The organism is Clostridium sp. C105KSO13 (assembly GCF_001517425.1).
GTDB lineage: Bacteria > Bacillota > Clostridia > Lachnospirales > Lachnospiraceae > Muricomes.
In genome coordinates this window covers 1-23683 of sequence record NZ_FBWL01000156.1, presented here as the reverse complement: position 1 = coordinate 23683, position 23683 = coordinate 1, and the positions used below count along the sequence as shown (strand labels likewise).

Below are 23683 nucleotides of genomic sequence, written 5' to 3'. Positions count from 1 at the left end.
TATGACAATTATTCTAGTAGCTTTTGCTGTATATAATTCTTCATATAAATATATTAACCATTAAGCCTCTTGAATGCAATAGGTAAATTAGATCAACTTTTTATGACGCTCTGTTCAATACTTCATTTTCACCCTGCTCCCGCTGCTGGACTTTTCTATCACTATCTGCCGGTCGATCCGCTCTTTGAGTTCTGTTACATGAGAGATGATCCCGACCAGGCGGTTTCCCGCTGCCAGTCCTGCCAGTGTCTGGATTGCCTGTTCCAGTGATTCGGTATCCAGTGCTCCAAATCCTTCATCTATAAATAATGTATCTATCTCCACTCCGCCGGCATGGCTTTGGATTACATCCGAGAGTCCCAGGGCAAGAGACAGAGATGCTTTAAAAGACTCTCCGCCGGAGAGGGATTTTACAGAACGTATCCTGCCGGTGTAATGGTCCATTACATCAATCTCCAGTCCGGTCTGGGCCCGGAGATTTGCCGCATCTTCCCGGCGCAGAAGTTCGAAACGGCTATTTGTCATAATTCTAAGGCGTTTGTTTGCTTCCGCAAGAATCTGATTAAAATACGAAGCCTGCACGTACTGCTCAAAGGCCAGTTTCTGCTTGCCGGCCAATTCACCATTTGCTGTCTTCGAAAGGTTTCCGACGAGAAGGTACTCCTTCTGGTACCCGGCAGCATCCGAAATTGTCCTGCCCAGGGCTTTTGCAATCGGTTCATTGGTTCCAAGGCGTCCTGCCAGCGTTTGAACAAAATCTTCCACCTGGTTCTTTTCTTTCTGCAGTTTCTGTTTCGAGACTTCAAGTTGCTCTAGGTCCTGCTTTTGTCTGTTTTCGGTCTCTCTGGTGAGTCTCTGTAAATCTCGTTCCACAGCCTGCACTTCGTTCTGATACTGCTCGATTGAATCTTTTAATTCGTTGATTTCTGCTTCTGTTTTCAATGCATTATGATACACTTCTGCATTACAAAATCCACATTCAGACAATTTTTGTGTATAGGCAGCCAGTGTCGCCTGTTTAGCTTGTGTAGTCCCGGCTAATCTTTCCTGATAATTCTTAAAGAGAGCCTGATTGCTCTCAAGCTTGTTCTCCAGCCCATGATATGCTTCATCCGCTTTCTGGAAAGCTTCTTTTAAAGCATTTAAATCTTTTGTCCATGCTTCTATAGCCGCCACTGCCTGCTCCCGGCCCGTATACTCTAATGTAGACTGCAATGCCTTGAGTTCCCCGGTACCGGAAGCAATATCTGCGCCTATGCTGCTTTTCTGCTGCTCCTTTTGTACAGTACTTGCCTGGTTCCCCTGTAAGGAACTCTCCAACAGGGCCAGCTGCTCTTTCACTTGCTTTTTATATGAAACCTGCTCCTCTATCCGAGTCTTTTGTTCATTATTTTCTTTCTGTTTCTTCTGATTCTCTGCTGCCGCTCCTTCAATCAATGTTGAAAAATGTTCCCCTTCAATGTCTGGCTCAATATTGGAGATATAGGTTCCTGCATCATGTACTAACTGCTCCTTCATCATAGCGATTTTCGTCAAAGCTTCTGCTGAACGCTCACTGGCTGACTGCATATTCTGCCGGGCCTTGTCGGTTTTCTGTTTCAACTCGTTGAGCTCTGCTTCGCTGGGAGCGTCTGCACCTATGGTGGCTTTGCTGGGATGAACCTTAGAGCCGCATACAGGACATGGTTCCCCGTCTTTCAAGGATTCGGCAAGCAATCCGGCCTGCTCGCTGAAAAAGGCAGTCTCGCTTTCAATGTAAACTGCATTTATAGTCTGGTAATTCTCCTGTGTTTTTAAAAACCTTTGCTTCAGCCGGCCACTTTCTGTCTGTGTTTTACAGAGCCTTGACAGGGAGTCCTGCAATGCAAGTAAGCCTGTCTGAACATCCTGAAGCCGATTCCTTTCCTGCTCACAGGCAGACAGCTTCACTTCTATATCCGACAACTGTTCCAATTCTTGCGTAAATTTTGCTTTTTGCTCCGCAAAATGATTCTTCTGCTGCAAAAGTTCTTCCAGTTCTTTGCTCACTTTTGACTGTTTCTTAGCCAGTTCCTCTAAGTTTCTTTCAAGCACCTCCGCAGTTTCATACTGAGGGAGCAGTTTTTTAAGCCGAACAATTGCAGAAGCAAGCTCTTCCCGTTTTGGTTCCCTTTCCTTTTCAGCCTGATAAGCGGTCCGGGCTATTTCCAGTTCTTCTTTCTGTGTCTGTATTTTAAGCTCCAGCTTGCTGATGTTTTTGTTTAATTCCTGCTCGTCTCTCTGTTCCCGCAGATATTTATCTTCCAGGGGTGATATCGTATACAGCGCCTTTTCCGCTTCCTGCATTTTTTTCTTTCGGTCCGCTATTTCATCCTGTTGAGCGGCCAGAGTTTTTTGTTTCTCCTGTGCAGTCTTTAATTCCTCAAAAAACTGATTAATATATTGAGCCTGAGTGATAGCAGTAATCTGTGCATCAAGCTCATGATTCAACTTTTCTTTCTGCTTCATTAAATTGTCTAGGAGAGAGTTGTCTTCTGCAATTAATTCCTGTAATCCGCTCAGAATGTCCGCCCCTTTATGAATCGAAGCATTTTCCATCTCAGCTGTCAGCTCTTTTCCCTGCTCACTGTCAGGGCAGGCAATGCTGGAAATATATTGAAGGATACTATGTTCAGCGTTCTCGCAGCGTTTTTGTGCTTCGCGTTCACTGTTCTTTAGTAAACGCTGCGCGTTTTGATAGAGATTGGTATTGAATACACGCCGGAATATATCGCCTCTTTCTTTGCTGTCCGCAAGCAAGAGCTGGAGAAACTCCCCCTGGGCAATCATGGCAATCTGTTTAAACTGACGATAATTGATTCCCAGGATATCCACAACCTTTGCCGTAACATCCCTGTATCCGGTGATGACATCTCCCCCGGGCAGCCTAAGCACAGCATCGGCATTTTCAGTCGTCATCCCTTCACCGTTCTTTTTGGGACGCTCATAGCGTGGGTTCCTTGTTATGCTGTAGACCTTATCTTTATGTGAAAAGGTAAGCTCAACATAAGTTTTAGCATTTGGTTCGGCAAAATCACTGCGCAGAGTATCCGCAGTTCTTGTAGAGCCACTTGCCTCGCCAAACAGAGCAAACGCAATAGAATCAAAGATGGTTGTCTTCCCCGCTCCGGTGTCACCTGTGATTAAAAACAATCCCTGACCTCCAAATGCCGTCAAATCCAATTCGGTTCTATCGGAATATGGGCAAAAAGCGCTCATCACAATTTTTAATGGTTTCATACTCCGGCACCCCCTGCTTCCTCAAAAATCCGTTCCAATACTTGCACCTGCTCTAAAGTCAGCTCATTGTTGTTTTGCATCTGATAAAAGTCGGCAAATAAATCCATCGGACTTTTTTTGGCAATATCACCAGAAACAGCCAGCTGTGCAGCGACAGCCTGGGCAGTACGGCTGTTTTCAAAGTCCAGCACCATCAGATTAGGATAAACCTGTCGCAGCTGGCCTATGGCATCATAAATTTCTTCCTCATCTGTCAAGGTCACATGCATATAATCTTCTGCATTGTCCGGATTTTCACGGCCGACACGGAGCAGTTCGTCAATAGGGCCCTTGATTTCCCGCAGGTCATGCAAGGGTATAAGTGGAATCTGCCGGATGGAAAGTTCTTCCTTCTTGCCCAGTTCCAAAAGCGTCGCTGATTTTTGATGACGAGCCTCAGAAAAAGAATATTTCAGAGGAGAACCGGCATAGCGGACATTGTCTTGCCCAATGTTTTGTGCACGGTGCAAATGCCCCAGAGCAACATAATCAAAAACTTCAAAAGCAGAGACATCCACGTTGTCCACACCGCCTACAGACACATTTTCTGAATCAGAGCGCTCCGGCTGCCGGGACCCATCCACTACAAAATGGTGCGTCACCAGAATATTTCGCTCCTGTTCATGAATGTCAGCTGCAGAGATAACTGCGCGCACAGCTTCGTCGTAGGACTCCAGCGTCTGCTCGAAAAAAGGATTCACCTTCGCCGGCTTCAGGAACGGGAGCAAATATATATTCACCATACCGTACTCATCCTCCAGTGAAATTTTTTTCAAACTGCCGTCAAATGTACCTGCAATGTAAAGCCCATTTTTCTGCAGAATCTGGCTTCCGAAACTTAACCGCTCAGGGGAATCATGATTTCCACTGATCATAAAAACAGGCTGTCCAAGTGCAGTAAGCTTTGTCAGGAACTCATCCAGAAGCTCTACCGCTTCTGCGGAAGGCTGGCTTTTATCATAGACATCTCCGGCAACAAGAATGCCATTCGGCTCTTCCTCGACTGCAATCTGTAAAATTTGGTCAAGAATATACGCCTGATCGCTGAGCATATTAAATTCATTGACACGCTTTCCGATATGTAAATCGGCAAGATGAAGTAATTTCATCGTGTTACCCTCCCGAAAATTATATCTGTATTTTTTCATATCTTCAGTATGCATTATAAATACTGCCATTATCAATATAATATAAATAGTTTAACATACAATTTCAGTAAAATGTTAAACATTCTATTCGCAGCCTTTCACATATCCGGAATTGCATCCATAAATGTCTGCTCTGTCTAAGCCACCTCATCTGCTTCTTACACCAGTCATGCATAGAAGTACTAGGCCTACAGCTATCCCAAGAACCCACACCCATATTGGTATTTTTTTCAAAAATTCTATAAATGATGTGTTCTCGATGGTCTCCAAAATATTTTGAGTATCTTTCTTATAATCGCCCGGATATACAGCACCTGTAATCTTTCCTGCTAATATGTGTCTTCCGTTCGTGATATCTGAAGTACATGTACTGAGCAGGAGAATATGATCATCTGGTGTTATAGAAACATCACGCTTATGGACTGCCCGTCTAATCAGGGTATCATAATATTGCATACATCTCTCATTTCCGGATATTCCGGGGGAATAAATATTCTGATCATAAGCATCTGTCTCCAAAAATGCAAACAGCTCTACACCGTGTGACCTGCCGTCAAAGAATAGATTTCCATACTTGTGACTGTTAAAATATTCATTTTCTTTAAAATTTTCTATATCTCCAAACATTGCACTTTTCACCATATGGTGACCAAATACAATGGTATTAAAGTCCGCAAATCGGGTATTATTCCTATAATCCATGAAGATACTGCCAGACAAAGAATATTTGCCCTTTGAATCTGTATTAATATACTTTTCATTGTCCTTTCCCTGAACAAGTGGGTAGTCTATATTTGTACCATATATAGAAATCCAGCCAATAACTTCTGGATTTATGCTTTTTAATTCTTTAAAAGAGAACGTATCATCTGATACAGGTTTATAAGTCTGATATGCCGATGAATCCGCATCACGATAGATTTGTTTTGAATCCCACATGGCATAGCAGCCATAGGTGAATATTAACAGGAAAAAAGTCAGTACCGTAAAATTCACGGTACTGTCTATCCAACGAACAAGCCTTTTTCCTATGGTCTCTAAATGGCTTCCATCCATATTTAAGCTTTGTTTTTTTTTCATAAAATATGCATCCCTGATTTATCTGACATTGTTGCGTTTTTTGTTAAAAACATATCCTACAAATGCGAGTACGGCTACAAGAATCATCATAATAAAAGGAAGATTATTAACAATTATACCTGTAGGTGAAATACTCGCATCATCATAAGTGTTTGTATAAGTATTGTTATTTGTTTTTTCCCCAACGAGGATGCTTAAAGCTGTCAAATCGGCTGCTTTTTCTGCGCTCCCTGAAATAGCCTCTCCATTAGCTTTTCCTGCATATACTACAGAATAGTTTTCCGTCCCTGTCTCCGTTACATTATATTTGGTACCTGCAGGTAAATTATCAAATGTCAGAGATTGTCCGTGTCTTAGTGTAACTGTTGTAGCGATATCTGGTACAAATGTATAGTCAGTATACCCTCGTAATAAACATACCAGTCATAGCCGGCCTTTTTGGCAGCCGCTACGGACTTATTCGTATCTCTGCTGAAAAATCCAAGCCATGACCCGGCCTTTCCTGAGACCAGAGTTGCAATATCCCCAACAGGAAGATTTGTATGTTGACCGGTAATTTGAGCAGTAATTGAAGTCGGATCATATCCGGGTGCAGTTTTAAAATAAACATATCTCGATCCATATTTGGGATCGGAAGTTTCAAAAAGTGTCTTTTTCGAGTTTGTTTTGGTTTCCACGGCAGTATGTCCGTTAGTGCTTGATTGATAGCCAGATTTACTGCCATTCCAAAATTCGTTCACCAGGTCCTTACCAATGTCCATCGGCCCGAGCTGCGCACCTGTGTAAATACCGTTCCAGAAGTCCCTCACTGATTCTGGAATAAACCACGAAGGATAATAATTTCGGTCAAAAGACGAGGCAGCTGCGGAAGCAATTCCATCGGCCTGAACAAGCGTCAGAGTCTCCCTCCTATCACTCTCACACTCAAAATTAACAGTAATATCTTCATTAACGTTGGTAATCCAGCACTCAAACTTCGATCTTGTACTGTTGCTGTTGGACTTCAGATGACTGTCTTTTCCGTAACCTAAAGACCTGAAATTGAGCATCATTCCATTTACAGCCTGGGTATGAATTTGACCGTCACATATTGCATCTATATAAGTTCCGTTGATAATCAGGTGCTGGAATTCCCACTTGGTCCCTGCCTGAGAATACATAACGAAATAAATAGTTCCTCCCGGTGCTGTTGTTACCGTAGCGCCTGCTGTACCTGTTCTGCTTCCATTTCCGTCATATGAGCAGAATTTAGAGGGATCAACGATGTAAGGATTACTTGGATCACTGTTCTTCTCATCTCCATGACCGGCCCAGCAGACATGACCTCTGCTTTGATTGGCTACAATAAGCTTATAGGTCGTTACTTTACTTACGACTGCACAAATGGTAATATCCTGAGTCACATTACTAATCTTTCCACTTCCTGTACCGTCCAGTGTTACCTCCGTCTGATTTCCATCGGCCCCTATCGCATAAAGTTTTTCAAACTTATAACTGTCACCTTCTATCGGCTGCCTTTTCGTTGCCGTAAATCTTACATTTATGTCTTCACCTTTGTTTATCATCAAAATGGTATCCGCATATGAAAAGTTTCCGCCGTCCGGGCAGTCCGCACCACCAACGGAGTCTAGCCTGATCTGATAACCCACCTGATATTCCGTCTTATAAACAAGTTTGATAAACTGCTTGTCTTTCAACAGAATACCTGTGTCTGAAGTTTCCGTAAATGCATAGTATGTATGTGCTGTACCATTTACATCAGAATAACTTCCTATGTATGCGATTTGATCTTCCCCGCTTTCAGTCACTACGTAAGCACCCAGAAATTTTATACCGTCTAGTATCGGGTAATTCTCTGAGATAACTCCTGCGTTAATGCTGCCATCGCTTTCTACACCATCACTTATGATCTTTACTTTAGCTGCCTCATTAGCTTTCACATCCATTGATTTTGCTGCTTTATCATTCATCAGGGAAAATGACATTGTATCCTTGAATTCAAAGCCTTCATCCTTAACATTTGAAATCTGTTCCGACGCAAGATTTTTTCAGCTTCATCAGCCTGTTCTGGTTCCTTAACTTTATCCGGTTCGGCCTGCATTTGTTCGGAATCAACATCTTGTGTTTCCTGTGGTGTCTTCATCTCCACTTCAGCATATACCGGTATACTTTGAAATATGCCTGCTATGACACCAATCGTAAGTATGACAGCAGTCAATTTTCTCCATATACTTCTATTTTGCTTCTTCATATCCTCCTCCCTTCCGGATGTATTATTTACCTGTTACCGCATAATTCACATTATGTGGCAAGTAGGTATTATATTCTAAAAATAAACATAGTGTTTCTTTGAGAAGCATTATCAGAAATCAGATTTTCAAAAAATATAATAGATTTAGGTTATATTAAGAGAAAAAAGAGCTGTGAAAAGATAATTTTATCTTTTCACAGCTCCAGTTAATACAATGCCCATATCTCCGCCAAAACAGAATCAGCACAAACACACTATCAATTATATTTATTCGTATTTCCCTAAATCTGAGGCAGGTTCGGAAACCCCGGTATTACCGACAGGCTTTTTTTCCTGATTAGAGGGCTCTGGGGATACATTGCAGGCTTCTTTTTCCAAATTAAATTGTTCCATCTCCCGTTTCAGTGTCGCTGCCTGCGCAGACATCTCTTCACTGGTCGCAGAGTTTTCTTCTGCAGTAGCTGCATTGGTCTGCACAACGGCAGATACCTGCTCAAGCCCCAACTTCACCTGGTCAATTGAATTAGCCTGCTCTTTAGACGAATGTTCAATCTTCGCAAAATTTTCCGTTATTCTGTGTGAACCTTCTTTCACATCCTGTAATATTTTCGCTGTTTCCTTTGTAATTTGCGTTCCCTTTAATACGGTATCTGCTGCATGCTGGATCAGAACAGCTGTCTGTTTTGCAGCTTCATTCGATTTTGCAGCAAGACTGCGCACTTCATCGGCAACCACAGCAAACCCTTTTCCAGCATCTCCGGCCCTGGCCGCCTCAATAGCCGCATTCAGCGCTAATATATTTGTCTGGAATGAGATGTCCTCAATCGCTTTAGTTATCGTTGCTATTTGATCAGAAGCAGTGCCTATATCATTCATTGCTTCTGTAAGCTGTATCATATGTTTGTTTCCTAAAACAACATCCGCACCAGTCTTTTCCACATGTTTTGTTGCTTCCTTCACATTCTTTGCATTATCTTCAGCCTGTTCTGCAATGGTTGTAACAGAACTACTGAGTTGCTCTATTGAAGCAGCCTGTTCTGCCGCACCTGAGGCCAGTGCCTGTGCGCCGTTTGAAACCTGATCAGCGCCAATACTTACTTGTTCAGCAGTATCATTGATGAGATGTAGTGCATGGTTTAAGGAAATGGAAATTGAGTCAAAGGCAGTCCGTATGGATGCAAATTCTCCCACATAATCCTCTTCCAGATGAATACGCATATCTCCTTCGGCCATGTTTTTCAGAGTGTCTGTAATCTCTTTTATATACGCCAGATATCTTTGCAGCTGGACAACAGTACGGCTTAAAGCTTCACTCATTTGTCCAACCTCATCAGCAGAAGAAACATCAATAGCAACGTCCAGATTACCATCGGCAATTAAATCTGCTGTCCTGGTAAGCCTTTTAATAGGCATTACAATCTGTCTTGACACAATCATGATCACCATTGTCATAATGACTAACACAATCACAAAGATCGTCAGCATACTATTTCTGACAGCAGTAGATGCTTGTTTGTACTCTTTGTCTGGGAGCCCTGTTGTAAGAATCCAGCCTGTATTACCTACTGCTGCTGAATAGCCGTAGCAATGCTCTCCTGCAACAGTATAATCAATCTTTCCTGTTTTCTGAGAGGTCAGTGCCTTTTTGATATTATCGGAAAAGCCTAAATCATTTGTATTCTTATTAACATAGTCTTTATTAGGATGATAAATTACCTGTCCGCCGGCAGTCGTCAGCATAAATTGTCCCGTGTCTCCTAATTTATAGGAACTCATCATCTTTACGACTTCATCTAATGCCAGATCTAAATTCACAGCACCATTAATTTCCTTGGTTCCTGCTTTAAACACGGGCGCCGAGATGCCAACAACTTGCTTCTTGGTCAGAACATCCAGATAAGGATCTGACATGCCCGTTTTCCCGGTAGCCTTCAGTTGTTGAAACCAAGAGCGGTCTGTAATAACCCAATCATCAGCAGAAAAGGACCCGTCATCTGCCACGAACCTGCTTGTGTCAGCATCTGCAACAGCAATGGACATCACTGCCTCACCACTTGTCGACCTGATGTTATGTAAAGTATGAACGGCCTCTGTGAAAGTAGAAGCCTGCTCCATTTTTGTTCCGTCATCTGTCTCATTTACAAGTGCCTGTACATCACTGCTATGTGAGATGTCACTTGCAGTCTGATAATATTGTATAAAATAACTATTGATGTCATTGGCTGCCGCCTCAGATTCTGCTGCCAACTCCTTATTTCTGACTTCTGTCACAGACTTAGAGGTAATATAACTAATAATGAGCAACAAAACTAAAAATGAAAGAAATACCGTTCCTCCGATTAACATCAAAATCTTACTTGAAATAGTCCGAAACCCCTTTTTCCTCTTTATTACATTATTTCCTTCTTCTTTTTTCCCTCTCATTGAAAACTCCTTCTTCAGTTGTATTTAAATTTTTACTATAAATGTAAATCGAAACTGATACCTCACCTTAATATCGACAAGACTATATATTTGTTAATCGATTTTAATATAATGTGGTTTCTGCTGCTGGAATGTCTGTCTTTGCCTTCTCTTCCTGCCCGCACGCTTCAGGTATTACATCGCAGGTTTCCTTTTCCAGTTTGAATCGCCTTACTTCCTGGTGCAGTGTTGCTGCCTGGGCTGACATTTCTTCGCTTGTTGCGGAGTTTTCTTCTGCGGTGGCTGCATTGGTCTGAACTACAGCGGACACCTGTTCAAGTCCCTGCTTGACCTGATCAATTGCACCTGCCTGCTCGTCCGATGCTTCTCCAATCTTTTCAAAGCTTTCTGTCACTTTGTGTGAACTTTCTTTCACCTCCTGAAGAATTTCCGCTGTTTCTTTTGTAATCTGGGCTCCTTTTGATACCGTAGCTACTGAGTGGTGAATCAGATCGGCTGTCTGATTTGCAGCTTCCGCCGATTTTGCGGCAAGGCTGCGCACCTCATCGGCAACCACGGCAAAGCCCTTCCCGGCATCTCCCGCCCTGGCTGCCTCAATGGCAGCATTCAGCGCCAATATATTGGTCTGAAATGCAATGTCTTCAATTGCTTTTGTAATGTTTGCAATTTGATCAGAAGCGGCACCGATTTCATTCATTGCTTCTGTAAGCTGCAGCATATGTTCATTGCCTGAAGTGACATCCGCAGCTGTCTTTTCTACATACTGTGTTGCTGTCTTCACATTCTCGTAATTTTCTTCAGCCTGCTCTGCAACGGACGTAACAGATGCACTAAGCTGTTCGATAGTTGCCGCCTGTTCTGCTGCACCCGAGGCCAGAGCCTGGGCTCCGTTTGAAACCTGTTCCGCTCCGACATTGACCTGCCCGGCAGTATCATTGATGAGATGCAATGCATGATTCAGGGATATGGAAATCGAGTCAAAAGCCGTCTTTATAGATGCAAATTCTCCTACATAATCTTCCTCCAGGTGTATACGCATATCGCCCTTTGCCATATTCTCCAGGGTGTTTGTAATTTCTTTTATGTATGCCTGATATCGTTGCAGCTGAACAACTGTACGGCTCAGCGCCTCACTCATTTGTCCTGTCTCATCAGCTGAACTGCAGTCAATGGCAACATCCAGATTTCCATCGGCAATTAAATCCGCCGTCCTTGTGAGCTTTTTAATCGGCATTACAATCTGTCTGGATACAAGCAAAATAACAATCGTTACGATAATTAATATAACAGCAAAAATACCCAGCATACTATTCCTGACGGTAGTATAAGCTTCGTTATACTCCTTATCCGGCAGCCCTGTGGTAAGAATCCATCCTGTATTTCCAACGGCTGCGGTGTAACCATAACTGTGTTTTCCGTTGACAGTGTAATCAATGTCTCCTGTTTTTTGTGAAGTCAGTGCCTTTTTAATGTTGTCAGAAAAATTTAATTCTGTAATATTTTTGTCAACAAATTTATCATCAAAATGATAAATGACCTGGCCGTCGGCAGTGGTCAGCATAAACCGCCCTGTGTCTCCCAACTTGTAAGTGCTCATCATCTTCCCGACTTCGTCCAGTGCCAGATTTATGTTTACAGTCCCAGTGATTTCCGTAGTACCTTGTTTAAACACAGGTGCGGAAATTGCGACCACCTGTTTGTTTGTAATAACATCCAAATAGGGGGATGACATAATAGGTTTTCCCTCTTCCCTCAGCTGCTGAAACCAGGAACGGTCCGTAATAACCCAGTCATTGGCAGAAAAAGACCTATCGTCTGTCACAAATCGGCTGGTATCAACGTCTGCGACATAAACGGACGTAACAGCCTCACTGCTGTCTGACCTGAGGTTGTGCAGTGTGTTAACTACCCCTGCTAAACTGGGGGACTTTTCCATATCCACCCCTTTTTTAGTCTCGTTCACCAGTGCCTGCACTGCACTGTCATTTGCAATAGCGTTTACAGTCTCATAATAAGACACAAAATAGCTGTCAATATCATTGGCGGATGCCTGAGAGTGTGCCTCCAGCTGACCTCTTCTTAGTTCTGTCACAGACTTGCCCGTGATTCTGGTAATAATAATTATTAATACTACAAACAAAAGAATCACTGCTCCTCCAATAAATGTTAATATTTTACTGGAAATAGTCTGGAACCCTTTTCTTCTTTTTACTACTGTTTTTCTTTTCCCTCTTCTACTTTTCATGACAAAAAGCTCCTTCTTTAGTATATTTGTACAAAAAACGATATCAAAAATAAATATATTTTTTCGTTTTTCATATATTCCCAATATCGTCTTGTAATAGATTTTAATAACAGATAAGGAAATAATTATTGAATGATATGTGAACTGGAAATTGTTTGTAAGATATGCAATATAAACAATTGCAGTGCCGGGGAATAGTTTGTGGGATATACACCGTCTTTACTATTTCGTCATTTTCCATTCCTGGCGTTCTGTATAGTAATATAACCGAAATTTTTGTAATCTACTCCCAATCATAGCTTCACATAAAAATTCTATGGTTGGTATACCACAATAATTTTTCTTTGCAGATGATAAAACGCTAATTTGGTATACGGTAACAATTTCTCCGTTTGTCTCCTTATATTTCATCAGCTTGGGCATGATCCGCCCGGTACTCGTAAACCATACACTACAGGCAACAGATTCTTGTTTTCTCCTCAGTATCCCTTCATCAGGAACCGCGTCATTTATACCAATACCCATTCCCATATAAAATCACCTTCTTTAAACCACTTTAATTTTTGAATAGTCTACACTCCGTTTTTCCCGTGAAACTCCACCTTCCATATGATCTATTGACCGAAACTTGGTGTCGGTATCTTTCGCTTGAATAAACGCAGCTCTCTTCAATATATCTTTTCCGTACCGGTTCCTAATGGCATCGACCGTCTTATCTAGCTTTTCCAACCGGACGTAATCTGTTACATCAAACAGATCCATCTGCCTTCCGGAAATGCCGGGAGACAAAGAGCCAGTATGAATTGCCAGATGTCTTATAGGAGTTCTCCCATCCCATAGCTGCTGAAATAATTCACAGGAATAATGATATAGCTCTGTTGTTATATTCGTTGCGTTATTCATAATCATCTGATGGCTGCTATATTGTAAGTCAAAGTTTTTAATGCCAATAGTAATAACCTTTGCTTGAAAGTCATCCTTACGCAGTCTGGCGCCTACCGTTTCGCACAATGCCAGCAATACCTTTTTGGCTGTCTCCAAATCAGACACATCAAAAGGTGTTGTTGTAGAGTTTCCATATCCTTTTTGTTTTGGAGCCTCCGATATTACTGCTGAGAAATCCAAACCATTTGCAAAGCTCCACATGACTTCTCCCTGCTTTTTCAAATGGCTCTTTAAAATCCCTATATCGGCATTTGCCAGCTCACCAATTGTATGGATGCCAATGCTTAATAATTTCTTTGTTGTTGCTCTGCCACAAAAAAATAGCTCGGAAACGGACAGGGGCCACATCTTTTCTTTGATTTCATTAGGAAACAATGTGTGTACCCTGTCCGGTTTCTCAAAATCACTGGCCATTTTGGCGAGCAGCTTATTGGAAGATACACCTACATTTACAGTAAATCCTAATTCTGATTTAATCCGGTTCTTAATATGATACGCAGTCTCCACTGCATCCCCGTACAAATGAATTGTTGCTGTCATATCCAGAAACGATTCATCAATGGAATAGACTTCGATATCTGGTGTATATTCTTGTAAAATCTGCAGGAATGCTTTGGAGCAGCACTGGTACAAAGAATAATTCGGAGGAGCCAGGTATAACCTGGGGCATTTTTGCCTCGCCTCTAGTATTGTCATCCCGGTTTTAATGCCGTATGGCTTGGCCGGTATACTTTTAGCCAGGATAATTCCGTGCCGCATGCTGACGTCGCCACCGATAGCGGAGGGAATTGTGCGTAAGTCCATGCGAGCTCCCAAATGATAAATCCGATATGCCGCTTCCCATGATAAAAAAGCAGAATTAACGTCTATATGAAAAATAATTCTATCCAAAGCCACTCCTCCTTTGAATAGAATTATATACGAACATATGTTCTTTTTCAAGAGGAACTTATTTCCTCATTTTTTATCCTGCTTTTCCAAAACAGTGATGTTCTTCCTGTGGACCATGAAATTGCAGTAGAACAGGCAGGCTTAATTAATATTTTTCAATTATTTTTAAACCTCATCCTGTAAAGCACTATATCCTTCTTCCCCGGTACGGATCTTGACGGCATTCTCCACATTACTGATGAAAATCTTGCCATCACCATAATTGCCGGTGTAGAGTGCCTTTTTGGCAGCAGCTACCAGAGCGGGAACCGGTGTTTTGCATACGACTATGTCTACCTTTATCTTCGGCAGCAGGTTGGTTTCGACCGGATTGCCACGATAATACTCGCGGGCATGACCTTTTTGCATACCAAAGCCCAGTACATTGGTAACAGTCAGGCCGGTAATGCCAATGGCATCAAGCTCAGTTTGCAGCTTATGTAACTTACCGGGAGCGGTTACAATAGAAACCTTAGTAATCTTGGCACCAGTGCCCGCGGTGTTGACGACCTTAACCGCTTCATCAGAAGGTACACTCTCTTGGGGAACACTGATAGCAATGACTTCCTCACCGTCAGCCAGCGTTTCCACCGCCGGGACAAAACCGGGGTAGGCTTCGTTGCCGTGCTCGCCGATATCCAAACCTTCCAGTTCCTCTTTCGCAGTCACGCGAATGCCTATGGTCTTCTTTAATATTTGCCAGACCAGGGCTGAAGTCAAAAAGCCAAAGGCGGCTACAGCCACAACCCCTAAAACCTGTACACCTAAAAGCTTAACGCCGCCGCCATAGAACAAGCCATTGGAGGGAGAGAGGGTGGTAACCCCTTCTTTAGCGAACAGGCCGACCGCAATAGTGCCCAAAAAGCCGTTGACCAGGTGTACCGAAGTAGCACCCACCGGATCGTCTACTTTTAACCTGTCAAACATCATAACTGCAAAAACGACAATGACGCCGCCTATAGCGCCTAAAAGCATGGAAACAGGAATGCTGACATACGCAGCACCAGGGGTAATGATGACCAGACCGGCCAAACATCCGTTGATGGTCATACCCAAATCAGGTTTGCCGATTTTAATCCAACTGGTGGCGGTAGAAGTCAAAATAGCTATAATGGCTGCCGTGTTGGTGGTCAGGAGTACATGTGCCACATCACCTGGTTTGGCAAAACTCAAGGTGGAGCCGGGGTTGAAACCAAACCAGCCCAGCCAGAGCACAAAAACGCCAATGACCGCCAGGCTCATATTATGTCCGGGAATGGCTTTGGGTTTGCCGTCCTTTCCATATTTGCCGATGCGTGGTCCCAAAGCCATAGCACCGGCTAAAGCAGCTATACCGCCCAAACCATGCACGACTGAGCCGCCTGCAAAATCTTGAAAGCCCATATCAGCCAGCCAGCCGCCGCCCCAGATCCAATGCCCGACAATTGGATAAATAAAGAGAGTTAAGACAAACGAGAAAATGATAAAGGAGATGTATTTTACCCGCTCAGCCACGGCACCGGATACAATAGTAGCTGCAGTGCCGCAGAATACCAACTGCCAGAAAAACTTAATCCAAAAGGTAATTGGTGAGCCCAGGAGAATCGTGTCCTCATTGGTATACCATGCCGGAATCTTACCTAAGATCCAGAGATTGTCGGTGCCGACAAAGGGATTGTCGCTGCCGAACATCAAACCAAATCCCAAAAACATAAAGCCTAGTGAAGATACTGCAAAAACAATAAAATTTTTGCTCAAAATGTTGACAGTGTTTTTTGCTCTTGCCATACCAGCCTCAACCGAGGCAAAGCCTAAGTTCATCCAGAACACCAGGAAGGCCGCCAAGGCCACCCAAAAGCTGTCAATAATAATTTGTGACATAATCAATTCCTCCTCTTTAAAATCATAAGTTATCTTTTCATCAAGGTAAAAAAGAAAGGCGAGGGTGCTTGAAGCAGTAAGCTTCAGCACCCTCGCCTTTAAAACATTTATAATACATTGATATCGCTTTGTCAAGAAGATTTCACTTGAGTTGGTAAAATTTATAACCTTAAATAAATTGGAAGTTATTGTTGTATTAAAACGATTTCACCCTCACCAACCGGCTCTTGAAAATCATTAAAATGATGGTCTAATATTTCATCTGTTATCACAAATGGCGAATTAGCATGAATGGATTGATTGCGTGCTTTTAGCCGCTTACGCAAAACTTGTTTATCTGCTTTCATATAAACAAGTTCTAATTTGCCATCAGCTTCTAAAATCAGTTTTCGATATTTATCACGATTAGCCTTATTCCAAAAACTAAAATCAATGACAACATTTTGCCCTGTTTTAATAAGCTCGATCATTTTCTGACGGAGTCTCTTCTCTGTTTCTTCAGACAAACGGTCATACTCACTTACAGGATAATCCACGCCCCGTTTTCCGTAGTTGTTCCACATTTCTTCATCTATGGATAAGCGGATGTACCCCTCTTTTTCCTTTTGCTTAGCATAAGTTGTTTTTCCGGAACCACAAACACCTATAATGGTCTCATAAATTAAGACACTTTTCTGGACAGATTTTAATGAATCTGATATACTAAAATCAGTATGAAAGAAAGGATTCACGGTTATGTTCAGACAAAGAAGAAACTTTAGTGCCAAATTTAAATCAGACCTTGTGATGGAGCTGCTTAAGGGAGAGAAAGATCTCAATACCCTTGCAACTGAAAATAATATCCAACCTAACTTGCATCAAAGTCATACCCGTCCCGGATTAGATGGTTTTGGGAAGTAAACGCTAGACGTCCAAAAGGAGGTACCGTCTATTGGAATCTACAACATCTTTAGTCGCACGTCATTTCCAAGTAAATTCTGTAAAATGTACCTAAAATATCTTTAGGAGGTCACATAATGGATCAGGATAACAGCAGTTTATGGAAAGAACGAATCCAGCAACAACCGAAAATACAACATTTTCTATTTTTTTGAATGTACCATTTTACATAAAAACGATACATTCGGATAGGAATTAAACATTCATTGTAATACAGTATCCTAATAATTGAAAAACTCCTCTATTTCCTCTTCTTTAGGAGCAACAATTGTTGGCAACGGTAAACGCTTTTCCATTGGCAGCATCTCATCAAAACTTTTATGTGGTTCTGTCTGATACCAATAAGCGGTGCTGCTGTAATCATCACTTCGGTGATTGTTATGGCCATGTTCGATAGTCACTTTTATGGACTTATCAAACATTACCGGATCCTCTATATGATAGCGGTAAGCGGAAATCTTTCCGGCCCAATTAGAATCACCGCCTAAAATCAACCCAAAATACGGGCTTTCATATTCTTGTGTAGGACACCATGCAGTATTAAAGTAATCTTCCATTCCTGTTCCGTGTAAAGAAGGAGGCCAAGGTTCACCATCGATGAAAATCATGTCATCACCTTCCCCATACCAGTTCCATTCCTGTGTATATCTTAAGTTATGAATATTTAAATTGCAGCCGATATAATGTCCTCTTCCTTCTGCTTCCAGCAATATATAATTTTCTGTACCAGTTGTATTCTTACCCCCAAATTCATAGAATGCATTATTAACACTCATTGGATCTATCCCTTTGGTAACCTCCCGATGCCAAGTGGCATGAAAACGCAAAGGCGTTTCTATCACCCCATCATATTGCTCATAGTCCACATAGAAGTAAAACTTTATCGGCTCCTTTGCTTGAGATTCTAATTCAATACGTGCTTCTTTAGCAAAAGGCATTGGCAGAAAGCAGTTTAGTGCCTGCCCATTTTCCGGCCCCATCTGAAATGGTGCGGAAACAAAATTTTTTGTTATTCCATGCCCCATGCCGAAGAAATCACCAAGTGGCACCTCTACACTAGGTAAAGATTCGCCGTCCCAGAACATTCTTATAATTAATTTGCGGTAGAGGTATTCTTCTGTCAAGCCATCAAATGGTGCCGTAGTAATCCAAATATGTGTAATACACCCGGCTCCCTGTATATCAACAAATGTTTTCCTGTCCGTTGGAAAAACTTTTAAGTAATCTTGATTTCCTCCCGTAGTATCATAACTGGAATAGCGTTTTCTCTTTCCCACCCTTTCTTTACATATATCTCTTAGTGAACTGCCAAATGTATTCATTGTGTTTGTCTTTCCTTTCTTAAGTCCTTATTACTCCTTGCTGCCTGATGTTTTGATACCTTCTCTAATATATTTTTGGAATACAAAAAACAAAATTACCGTAGGCAGCGCTGCCACAACTGCACCAGCCAATATCAAGTTCCAAGCCGTAGTATGTTCTCCTTTAAAGTTTGCCAAGGCCACCTGTATAGTCCAAAGGTCTTGTTTTTGTGTAACAATAAGAGGCCAAAGATAAGTGTTCCAATTTGTTACAAAAAATGTAATTGCCAGGGTAACTGTGATGGATTTTGATAATGGCAGATAAATTTTTGAAAATATTCCAAAATGTGATAATCCATCAATTTTAGCAGCTTCTAACATAGACTCCGGTATGTCCAAGAAGAACTGCCGATATAAAAAGATACCATATGCATTAGGCAATAACGGTAAAATAACCGCCCACAGTGAATTTAAGATACCCATTCCCCGCACAATGATAAACAAAGGAATCATAATCACTGCAAAAGGAATCATCATAGTGCTCATAAACCAGCCAAATATTAGTTTCTTTCCCGGAAAATGTAACTTTGCCAGTGCATACCCTGACATAGAATGAAAAAAAAGTGCAGCTATTGTAATTGTAACAGATATAATAAGGGAATTAAGCATACTGCGAAAGAAGAAATCCGTTTCAAATATCTGCACAAAATTTTCAAATGTTAAGATGGAAAAATCCGGAAGCAACGATAAATTAAATATTTCTGAATTCGGCTTAAAAGCACTTAGCACCAGGATGTAAATAGGAAATATAATCAATAAAGCAATCATAATTGCGATTATATTAAGTACTACTCTTTTTCTGTTCTTCATCTCTAATCCTCCTTGGAGCCGGTAAATTTAAATTGGATGAATGTCAGAATCATGATTACTACAAACAGGGCAACCGCCATTGTTGAAGAATAGCCAAAATCATACATTCTAAATGCTTCATCATAAATCCTAAAAACAGCAACTTCGGTAGAATGAGCCGGACCGCCACCGGTCATAATGGAAATCTGATCAAATACTTGGAAGGATCCTATCGTTGTTACTACAAGTATAAATACTGTTGTATTTTTAATCGTTGGCAATGTAATACAAAAAAATTTCACTACAGCATTTGCTCCATCCATATCTGCCGCTTCATATAATGATTGTGGCACATCCTTAATTGCAGCAATAAATATGACCATATTGTAACCAACTATAAGCCAGACACTTACTGCCATTACAGCAAAAAGAGCTTGATTCGTATCTGCTAAAAAATTCTGACTCTTCATCCCAAAAGCATTTAATATTCCATTAAAGTACCCCCGTTTGGGATCATACATGAATGACCATATCAGTGCCGCTACTACTGTAGAAATTGAATAGGGCATGAAATATGCCATCCGGCAAAATGTTTCCAACTTTCCCCTCAGACTATTTGTAATAAGTGCCAGACCCAGGGAGATACAGTATACCAACGGAATATATGTTATGGCATATATCAAGGTTGTTTTTACTGAGTTCAAAAAACCAGTATCTGTTATCAGCCGCCTATAATTGTCAACTCCGGTAAATGTCATATCTGACATTCCATTCCAACTATGAAAACTCACATAGACAGCATACAGCATAGGGATAAACACAAAGATACCGATTCCCACTATATTGGGAGACAGCATTAAATATGCCGTCAATGTTTCTTTTCTTTTTTTATTTGCATACTTTTGTTTCATGATTTCCTTTCCTTGTTTCACTACTGTTCCGCATGAGTTTTCATGAGCTTTAAGCATGGATTCTATAAAAGAGCTTCTTGATAAACATTAATTTTCAAAGAACTCTGTCAGCTGTCTGTCGCCCTCTTTAGCCGCATCTTCCGGGCTCATGCTGAAAATCGCATTTTGCAGCATATCGCCAATAATATCTGAGACCTCTGGTTCCATGGAAAGCTCCGGTTGCTCGGTGCCATAAATCTCATTAGTGAAGGTTGCTCTTAGTCCTTTCTGGTAAATTTCCTCTGCCTGCTCGATTACTGATTTTCTTGGCGAATAGGAAAACTTAACTTCTGTATTCCATTGAATAGCATTGGTCGGATCCTCATCAAGAAATAGCCATTGTACAAATTTAGCCGCTTGTTCTGCTACCTGGCTTTGACTGCTTACCGCCAATCTCCAGCCACCGCCGGCAGATGCCGGTTTCCCACCGTCTGGGATTGGCAGTGGAACCAAACCAATGTTCATATCAGGGTACTCTTTCTCGTACTGGGTAATTGCCCAGCTTCCCCCAATCCACATAGCCGTTTCGCCATCAGCAAGGATTGCACCGTCGCTGGCAAAACGAGAGGGCTTAATGTTTGCACTGCCGTCATCCACCATTTGCTTCCACATAGTCAGAGCTTTTATCATCTCCGGCGTATTTAATAAAGATTTATTCCCTTCAAAAAAGTCACCGCCGGTTTGCCATACAAAGGGCATGAAGATAAAATTGCCATACGCACCTTTGGTCAGATCGTAAGTAATGCCCCATACATCGGAAGTAGTCAGGGCTTTTGCTGCCGCAATCATCTCATCCCAGGTAGTGGGGGGAGTGATGCCGGCTGCATCAAGCATATCCTTATTGTAATACAATCCTAATAAATCCTGTTCAAAAGGCGCTGCCAAAATCTTTCCGTCTACACTTACGGAATTAATAGCGTCCTCAGAAAAATCAGCTAATACATCCTCCGAAAAATACTTTGATAAGTCATACAACATATCCGCTTCAGTAAATGCCGGAAGAGTTCCCGGGCTGGCGCTGAAAATATCAGGACCTTCACCTGTTGCAAATGCTGTAGTCAGCCTTGCTCCGGTGTAGTCCTCCATGGGAATATTGGTTTGGGTGATTTCAACATCTGGGTTTAATTTTTCATATTCAGTAATCTTGTCATTGAACCATTTTGCTTCATTTGTTTCACTTCCCCAGTGATTCCAGAACTTAATTTCTGTCTTTCCGCTAGATGTATCTGTTGCCGCCTGGCTGTCATTTTGTTTTTGTCCTCCACATGCTGCAAGAGATAAAACTACACCAACCACGCAGGTTAAACTAATCATTTTTCTTAATTTCATTTTTCTACACCCACTTTCTGTTTCAAATTTCAGATTTAATCAATAGTATTCCTTATTAACTTCGTAACCGTTTCACTTGCATTTCCATCTATTTTGTCCTGTAGCAGGTTTGATACCTCAACTCCTATTTGATAGGGGTACTGCCTGACTGATGCAATAATATTTTTTTTAAAAATAGATTGGAACTTAATCTTTCCATAAGACGCAACAGGATATTTTGAAGAATAGTCTTTTTCCTCATCTCTGTGTATTGCCCTAATGACCCCTTCTGTCATAGTGTTATTTAAGGAGATTATACCGCAGCCATTAGGATACCGAGATACAATGTCCGGAAAAATCTCTTCCGAAATCTTTGCATTAAAATGACCATTGAGGTACATATATTCTAGTTCTTTCTCCTGCAGCGCTTTTACTGCTCCTTCAATTCTCTCATGACCTATTGATAACTCTTCATAGCCACCAAGCAATACAACATCACGGTAGGGAATCTCATTTAGAAATTTCTTCGTTAATTCATAGGTCGCTTCTACATTGTTTTCGCCGATAAAGTCTATCCCACTATCTATTTCCACACGGCGTTCCACACTAATGATTTTCATATTCATCTTAAGTAGTTCCTGAATGAAACTTTCATTGCCTCCAATTGTGAGTAGAATCACCCCCTCTACATTGCTCTCTCGGAATTTTTGCAGAATCTCCTTCTCCTTATCGAGATCATCCTTTGAACTGGCAATATAGAATACATACTCTGAGTATACAAAACTATCTTCAATTCCCTTAATCAGCTCCATGAAGTATTCATTGGTGAAAGTAGGGATTACAATCCCAATCACATTACTGCTATTTTTCTTTAAGTTGGAGGCTGCCGTATTCACAAAGTAATTTAATTCCTTAATTGCTGTTTGTACCTTGTCACGATTGTCGTCTGTTACTGTACCTATACCATTTACTACTCGCGATACAGTGGCGGTTGATACATTTGCGCGCTTTGCCACGTCTTTTATCGTTACTCGCTTCATTCTTCTCTCTCCTTGCCAAAATTGAATTATAACAATCCACTTTATTTATCCATCGGAAGATTGCTCGTAGCACTCTTCTATATTAGTATAATTCATTTACAGCTGAAAGTAAACGTTTACTTTCTGTTGAAAATAAAACTCCGGATTATAACCAGAGATTTTTGATTAGCAAAGAGCAAAAACTAAGTTTTAGAAAGATATAGGTCTCGAGGTAAACGTTTACTTCTATAATTAGAGTATATATAACCATTTGTAACTTGTCAATACTTTTTTTGTGAACTTCCAGCAAAATCAGGTAAGTGCTTCTAACGATAACGTGCTGCAATTTCCGGGCAACTCCTGTAAAATGTACCTAAAATATCTTTAGCAGGTCACATAATGGATCAGGATAATAGCTGTTTATGGAAACAACGAATCCAGCAGCAGGTATCCAGCGGTATGTCTATGGCTGCATGGTGCCGGCACAACCAGATAAAAAAATCCACCTTTTATTGTTAGCTTTCCACATTTTACCTACTCACTCACATGCCGGTTTAGACCCTTACATTGAAACGCTAACATGAACTTTCTAGAAATGCTATGACGTCAGCATAAGATCTTCCACTTTTTTCTACTGCCTTAATAAGTTCATTTCTTTGAATTACACCGTTTCTTTTCCTGGAGCTCTTCCAGCTCTTTTGCAGCTACATCATACAATCATTGCAATAAACTCAACAAATACCTTTGCATCTGCTGATTCATTTCCATGTACACGCAGGCTTTTGTTTCCAAGATATGACTTGTCTCCGCTGAACAACTTTTCTGATACATTCCGGCTGTTGTACAGTGAAAGGGCTTCTGCTGCAGTCATTTTCTTTGATGTGACAATCACAAAATATCCGCACCGATTAAGTTCCCGTTCTATTACTTCTAATTTTTCTTTCGCATAAAGAAACTTTAATGGATTACACGAACTTTCGTGTAATCCATTGTATTTACCAGATATATCATGTAAGTGCTTCAAAAGATGGCGTCGTGTAATTCTATCGCAATGCTGCTATACTAAGCCTATCATTTCTTGAGGCATTTTTTATGCTTATGAATCAACCTACATTCTTCTGGTAATTCTTTTGACCA

At 41.3% G+C, this 23683-nt stretch carries 17 protein-coding genes; all 17 read right to left on the bottom strand.

Annotated features, from left to right (window positions below):
- Positions 1-114 precede the first annotated feature (114 nt).
- Complete coding sequence (locus BN3456_RS05150) at positions 115-3258, bottom strand: AAA family ATPase (protein WP_089983068.1); 3144 nt, start codon at positions 3256-3258, stop codon at positions 115-117.
- Positions 3255-4406, bottom strand: a complete 1152-nt coding sequence (locus BN3456_RS05145; RefSeq protein WP_089983067.1) for an exonuclease SbcCD subunit D — start codon at positions 4404-4406, stop codon at positions 3255-3257. Before BN3456_RS05145 ends, BN3456_RS05150 begins: the two co-directional genes overlap by 4 nt.
- A 186-nt stretch (positions 4407-4592) precedes the next feature.
- On the bottom strand, positions 4593-5525 hold the full coding sequence (gene srtB / locus BN3456_RS05140) for a class B sortase (RefSeq protein WP_176699100.1): 933 nt from the start codon (positions 5523-5525) through the stop codon (positions 4593-4595).
- Positions 5526-5878: 353 nt separating this feature from the next.
- Entirely contained in the window at positions 5879-7471 is a 1593-nt protein-coding gene (locus BN3456_RS05130) for a hypothetical protein (protein ID WP_141654494.1), read from the bottom strand.
- Positions 7472-7494: 23 nt separating this feature from the next.
- Positions 7495-7776, bottom strand: a complete 282-nt coding sequence (locus BN3456_RS05125; protein WP_089983064.1) for a hypothetical protein — start codon at positions 7774-7776, stop codon at positions 7495-7497.
- Positions 7777-8043: 267 nt separating this feature from the next.
- Entirely contained in the window at positions 8044-10200 is a 2157-nt protein-coding gene (locus BN3456_RS05120; RefSeq protein ID WP_089983063.1) for a methyl-accepting chemotaxis protein, read from the bottom strand.
- Between the two features lie 103 nt (positions 10201-10303).
- Entirely contained in the window at positions 10304-12445 is a 2142-nt protein-coding gene (locus BN3456_RS05115) for a methyl-accepting chemotaxis protein (RefSeq protein WP_089983062.1), read from the bottom strand.
- 222 nt (positions 12446-12667) lie between these two features.
- Positions 12668-12976, bottom strand: coding sequence for a hypothetical protein (locus BN3456_RS05110; protein ID WP_089983061.1), 309 nt, complete (start codon positions 12974-12976; stop codon positions 12668-12670).
- Between the two features lie 15 nt (positions 12977-12991).
- Positions 12992-14281: a DNA polymerase Y family protein gene (locus BN3456_RS05105; RefSeq protein ID WP_176699099.1), complete on the bottom strand. Its 1290-nt coding sequence runs from the start codon at positions 14279-14281 to the stop codon at positions 12992-12994.
- A 165-nt stretch (positions 14282-14446) separates the two neighbouring features.
- Positions 14447-16183, bottom strand: a complete 1737-nt coding sequence (locus tag BN3456_RS05100; RefSeq protein ID WP_089983109.1) for an ammonium transporter — start codon at positions 16181-16183, stop codon at positions 14447-14449.
- 182 nt (positions 16184-16365) lie between these two features.
- Positions 16366-16947 (bottom strand): AAA family ATPase, encoded by a 582-nt coding sequence (locus BN3456_RS05095; protein WP_242862805.1) that lies wholly within the window; start codon positions 16945-16947, stop codon positions 16366-16368.
- A 393-nt stretch (positions 16948-17340) separates the two neighbouring features.
- Entirely contained in the window at positions 17341-18441 is a 1101-nt protein-coding gene (locus tag BN3456_RS05090) for a glycoside hydrolase family 172 protein (protein WP_089983059.1), read from the bottom strand.
- A gap of 30 nt (positions 18442-18471) precedes the next feature.
- Positions 18472-19290, bottom strand: coding sequence for a carbohydrate ABC transporter permease (locus BN3456_RS05085; protein WP_089983058.1), 819 nt, complete (start codon positions 19288-19290; stop codon positions 18472-18474).
- Positions 19291-19292: 2 nt separating this feature from the next.
- Positions 19293-20180 (bottom strand): carbohydrate ABC transporter permease, encoded by an 888-nt coding sequence (locus tag BN3456_RS05080; protein WP_089983107.1) that lies wholly within the window; start codon positions 20178-20180, stop codon positions 19293-19295.
- An 87-nt stretch (positions 20181-20267) separates the two neighbouring features.
- Positions 20268-21548 (bottom strand): ABC transporter substrate-binding protein, encoded by a 1281-nt coding sequence (locus tag BN3456_RS05075; RefSeq protein WP_089983057.1) that lies wholly within the window; start codon positions 21546-21548, stop codon positions 20268-20270.
- A gap of 35 nt (positions 21549-21583) precedes the next feature.
- Entirely contained in the window at positions 21584-22567 is a 984-nt protein-coding gene (locus tag BN3456_RS05070) for a LacI family DNA-binding transcriptional regulator (RefSeq protein WP_089983056.1), read from the bottom strand.
- A gap of 688 nt (positions 22568-23255) precedes the next feature.
- On the bottom strand, positions 23256-23570 hold the full coding sequence (locus tag BN3456_RS05065) for a hypothetical protein (protein ID WP_089983055.1): 315 nt from the start codon (positions 23568-23570) through the stop codon (positions 23256-23258).
- Between the last annotated feature and the right edge of the window lie 113 nt (positions 23571-23683).

Coding starts and splice junctions, on each gene's coding strand:
- BN3456_RS05125 (WP_089983064.1), bottom strand. CDS start 7,776: ATGAAGAAGCAAAATAGAAGTATATGGAGAAAATTGACTGCTGTCATA.
- BN3456_RS05115 (WP_089983062.1), bottom strand. CDS start 12,445: ATGAAAAGTAGAAGAGGGAAAAGAAAAACAGTAGTAAAAAGAAGAAAA.
- BN3456_RS05085 (WP_089983058.1), bottom strand. CDS start 19,290: ATGAAGAACAGAAAAAGAGTAGTACTTAATATAATCGCAATTATGATT.
- BN3456_RS05070 (WP_089983056.1), bottom strand. CDS start 22,567: ATGAAGCGAGTAACGATAAAAGACGTGGCAAAGCGCGCAAATGTATCA.
- srtB (WP_176699100.1), bottom strand. CDS start 5,525: ATGAAAAAAAAACAAAGCTTAAATATGGATGGAAGCCATTTAGAGACC.
- BN3456_RS05090 (WP_089983059.1), bottom strand. CDS start 18,441: ATGAATACATTTGGCAGTTCACTAAGAGATATATGTAAAGAAAGGGTG.
- BN3456_RS05130 (WP_141654494.1), bottom strand. CDS start 7,471: ATGGATGTGAAAGCTAATGAGGCAGCTAAAGTAAAGATCATAAGTGAT.
- BN3456_RS05120 (WP_089983063.1), bottom strand. CDS start 10,200: ATGAGAGGGAAAAAAGAAGAAGGAAATAATGTAATAAAGAGGAAAAAG.
- BN3456_RS05080 (WP_089983107.1), bottom strand. CDS start 20,180: ATGAAACAAAAGTATGCAAATAAAAAAAGAAAAGAAACATTGACGGCA.
- BN3456_RS05150 (WP_089983068.1), bottom strand. CDS start 3,258: ATGAAACCATTAAAAATTGTGATGAGCGCTTTTTGCCCATATTCCGAT.
- BN3456_RS05145 (WP_089983067.1), bottom strand. CDS start 4,406: ATGAAATTACTTCATCTTGCCGATTTACATATCGGAAAGCGTGTCAAT.
- BN3456_RS05110 (WP_089983061.1), bottom strand. CDS start 12,976: ATGGGAATGGGTATTGGTATAAATGACGCGGTTCCTGATGAAGGGATA.
- BN3456_RS05075 (WP_089983057.1), bottom strand. CDS start 21,548: ATGAAATTAAGAAAAATGATTAGTTTAACCTGCGTGGTTGGTGTAGTT.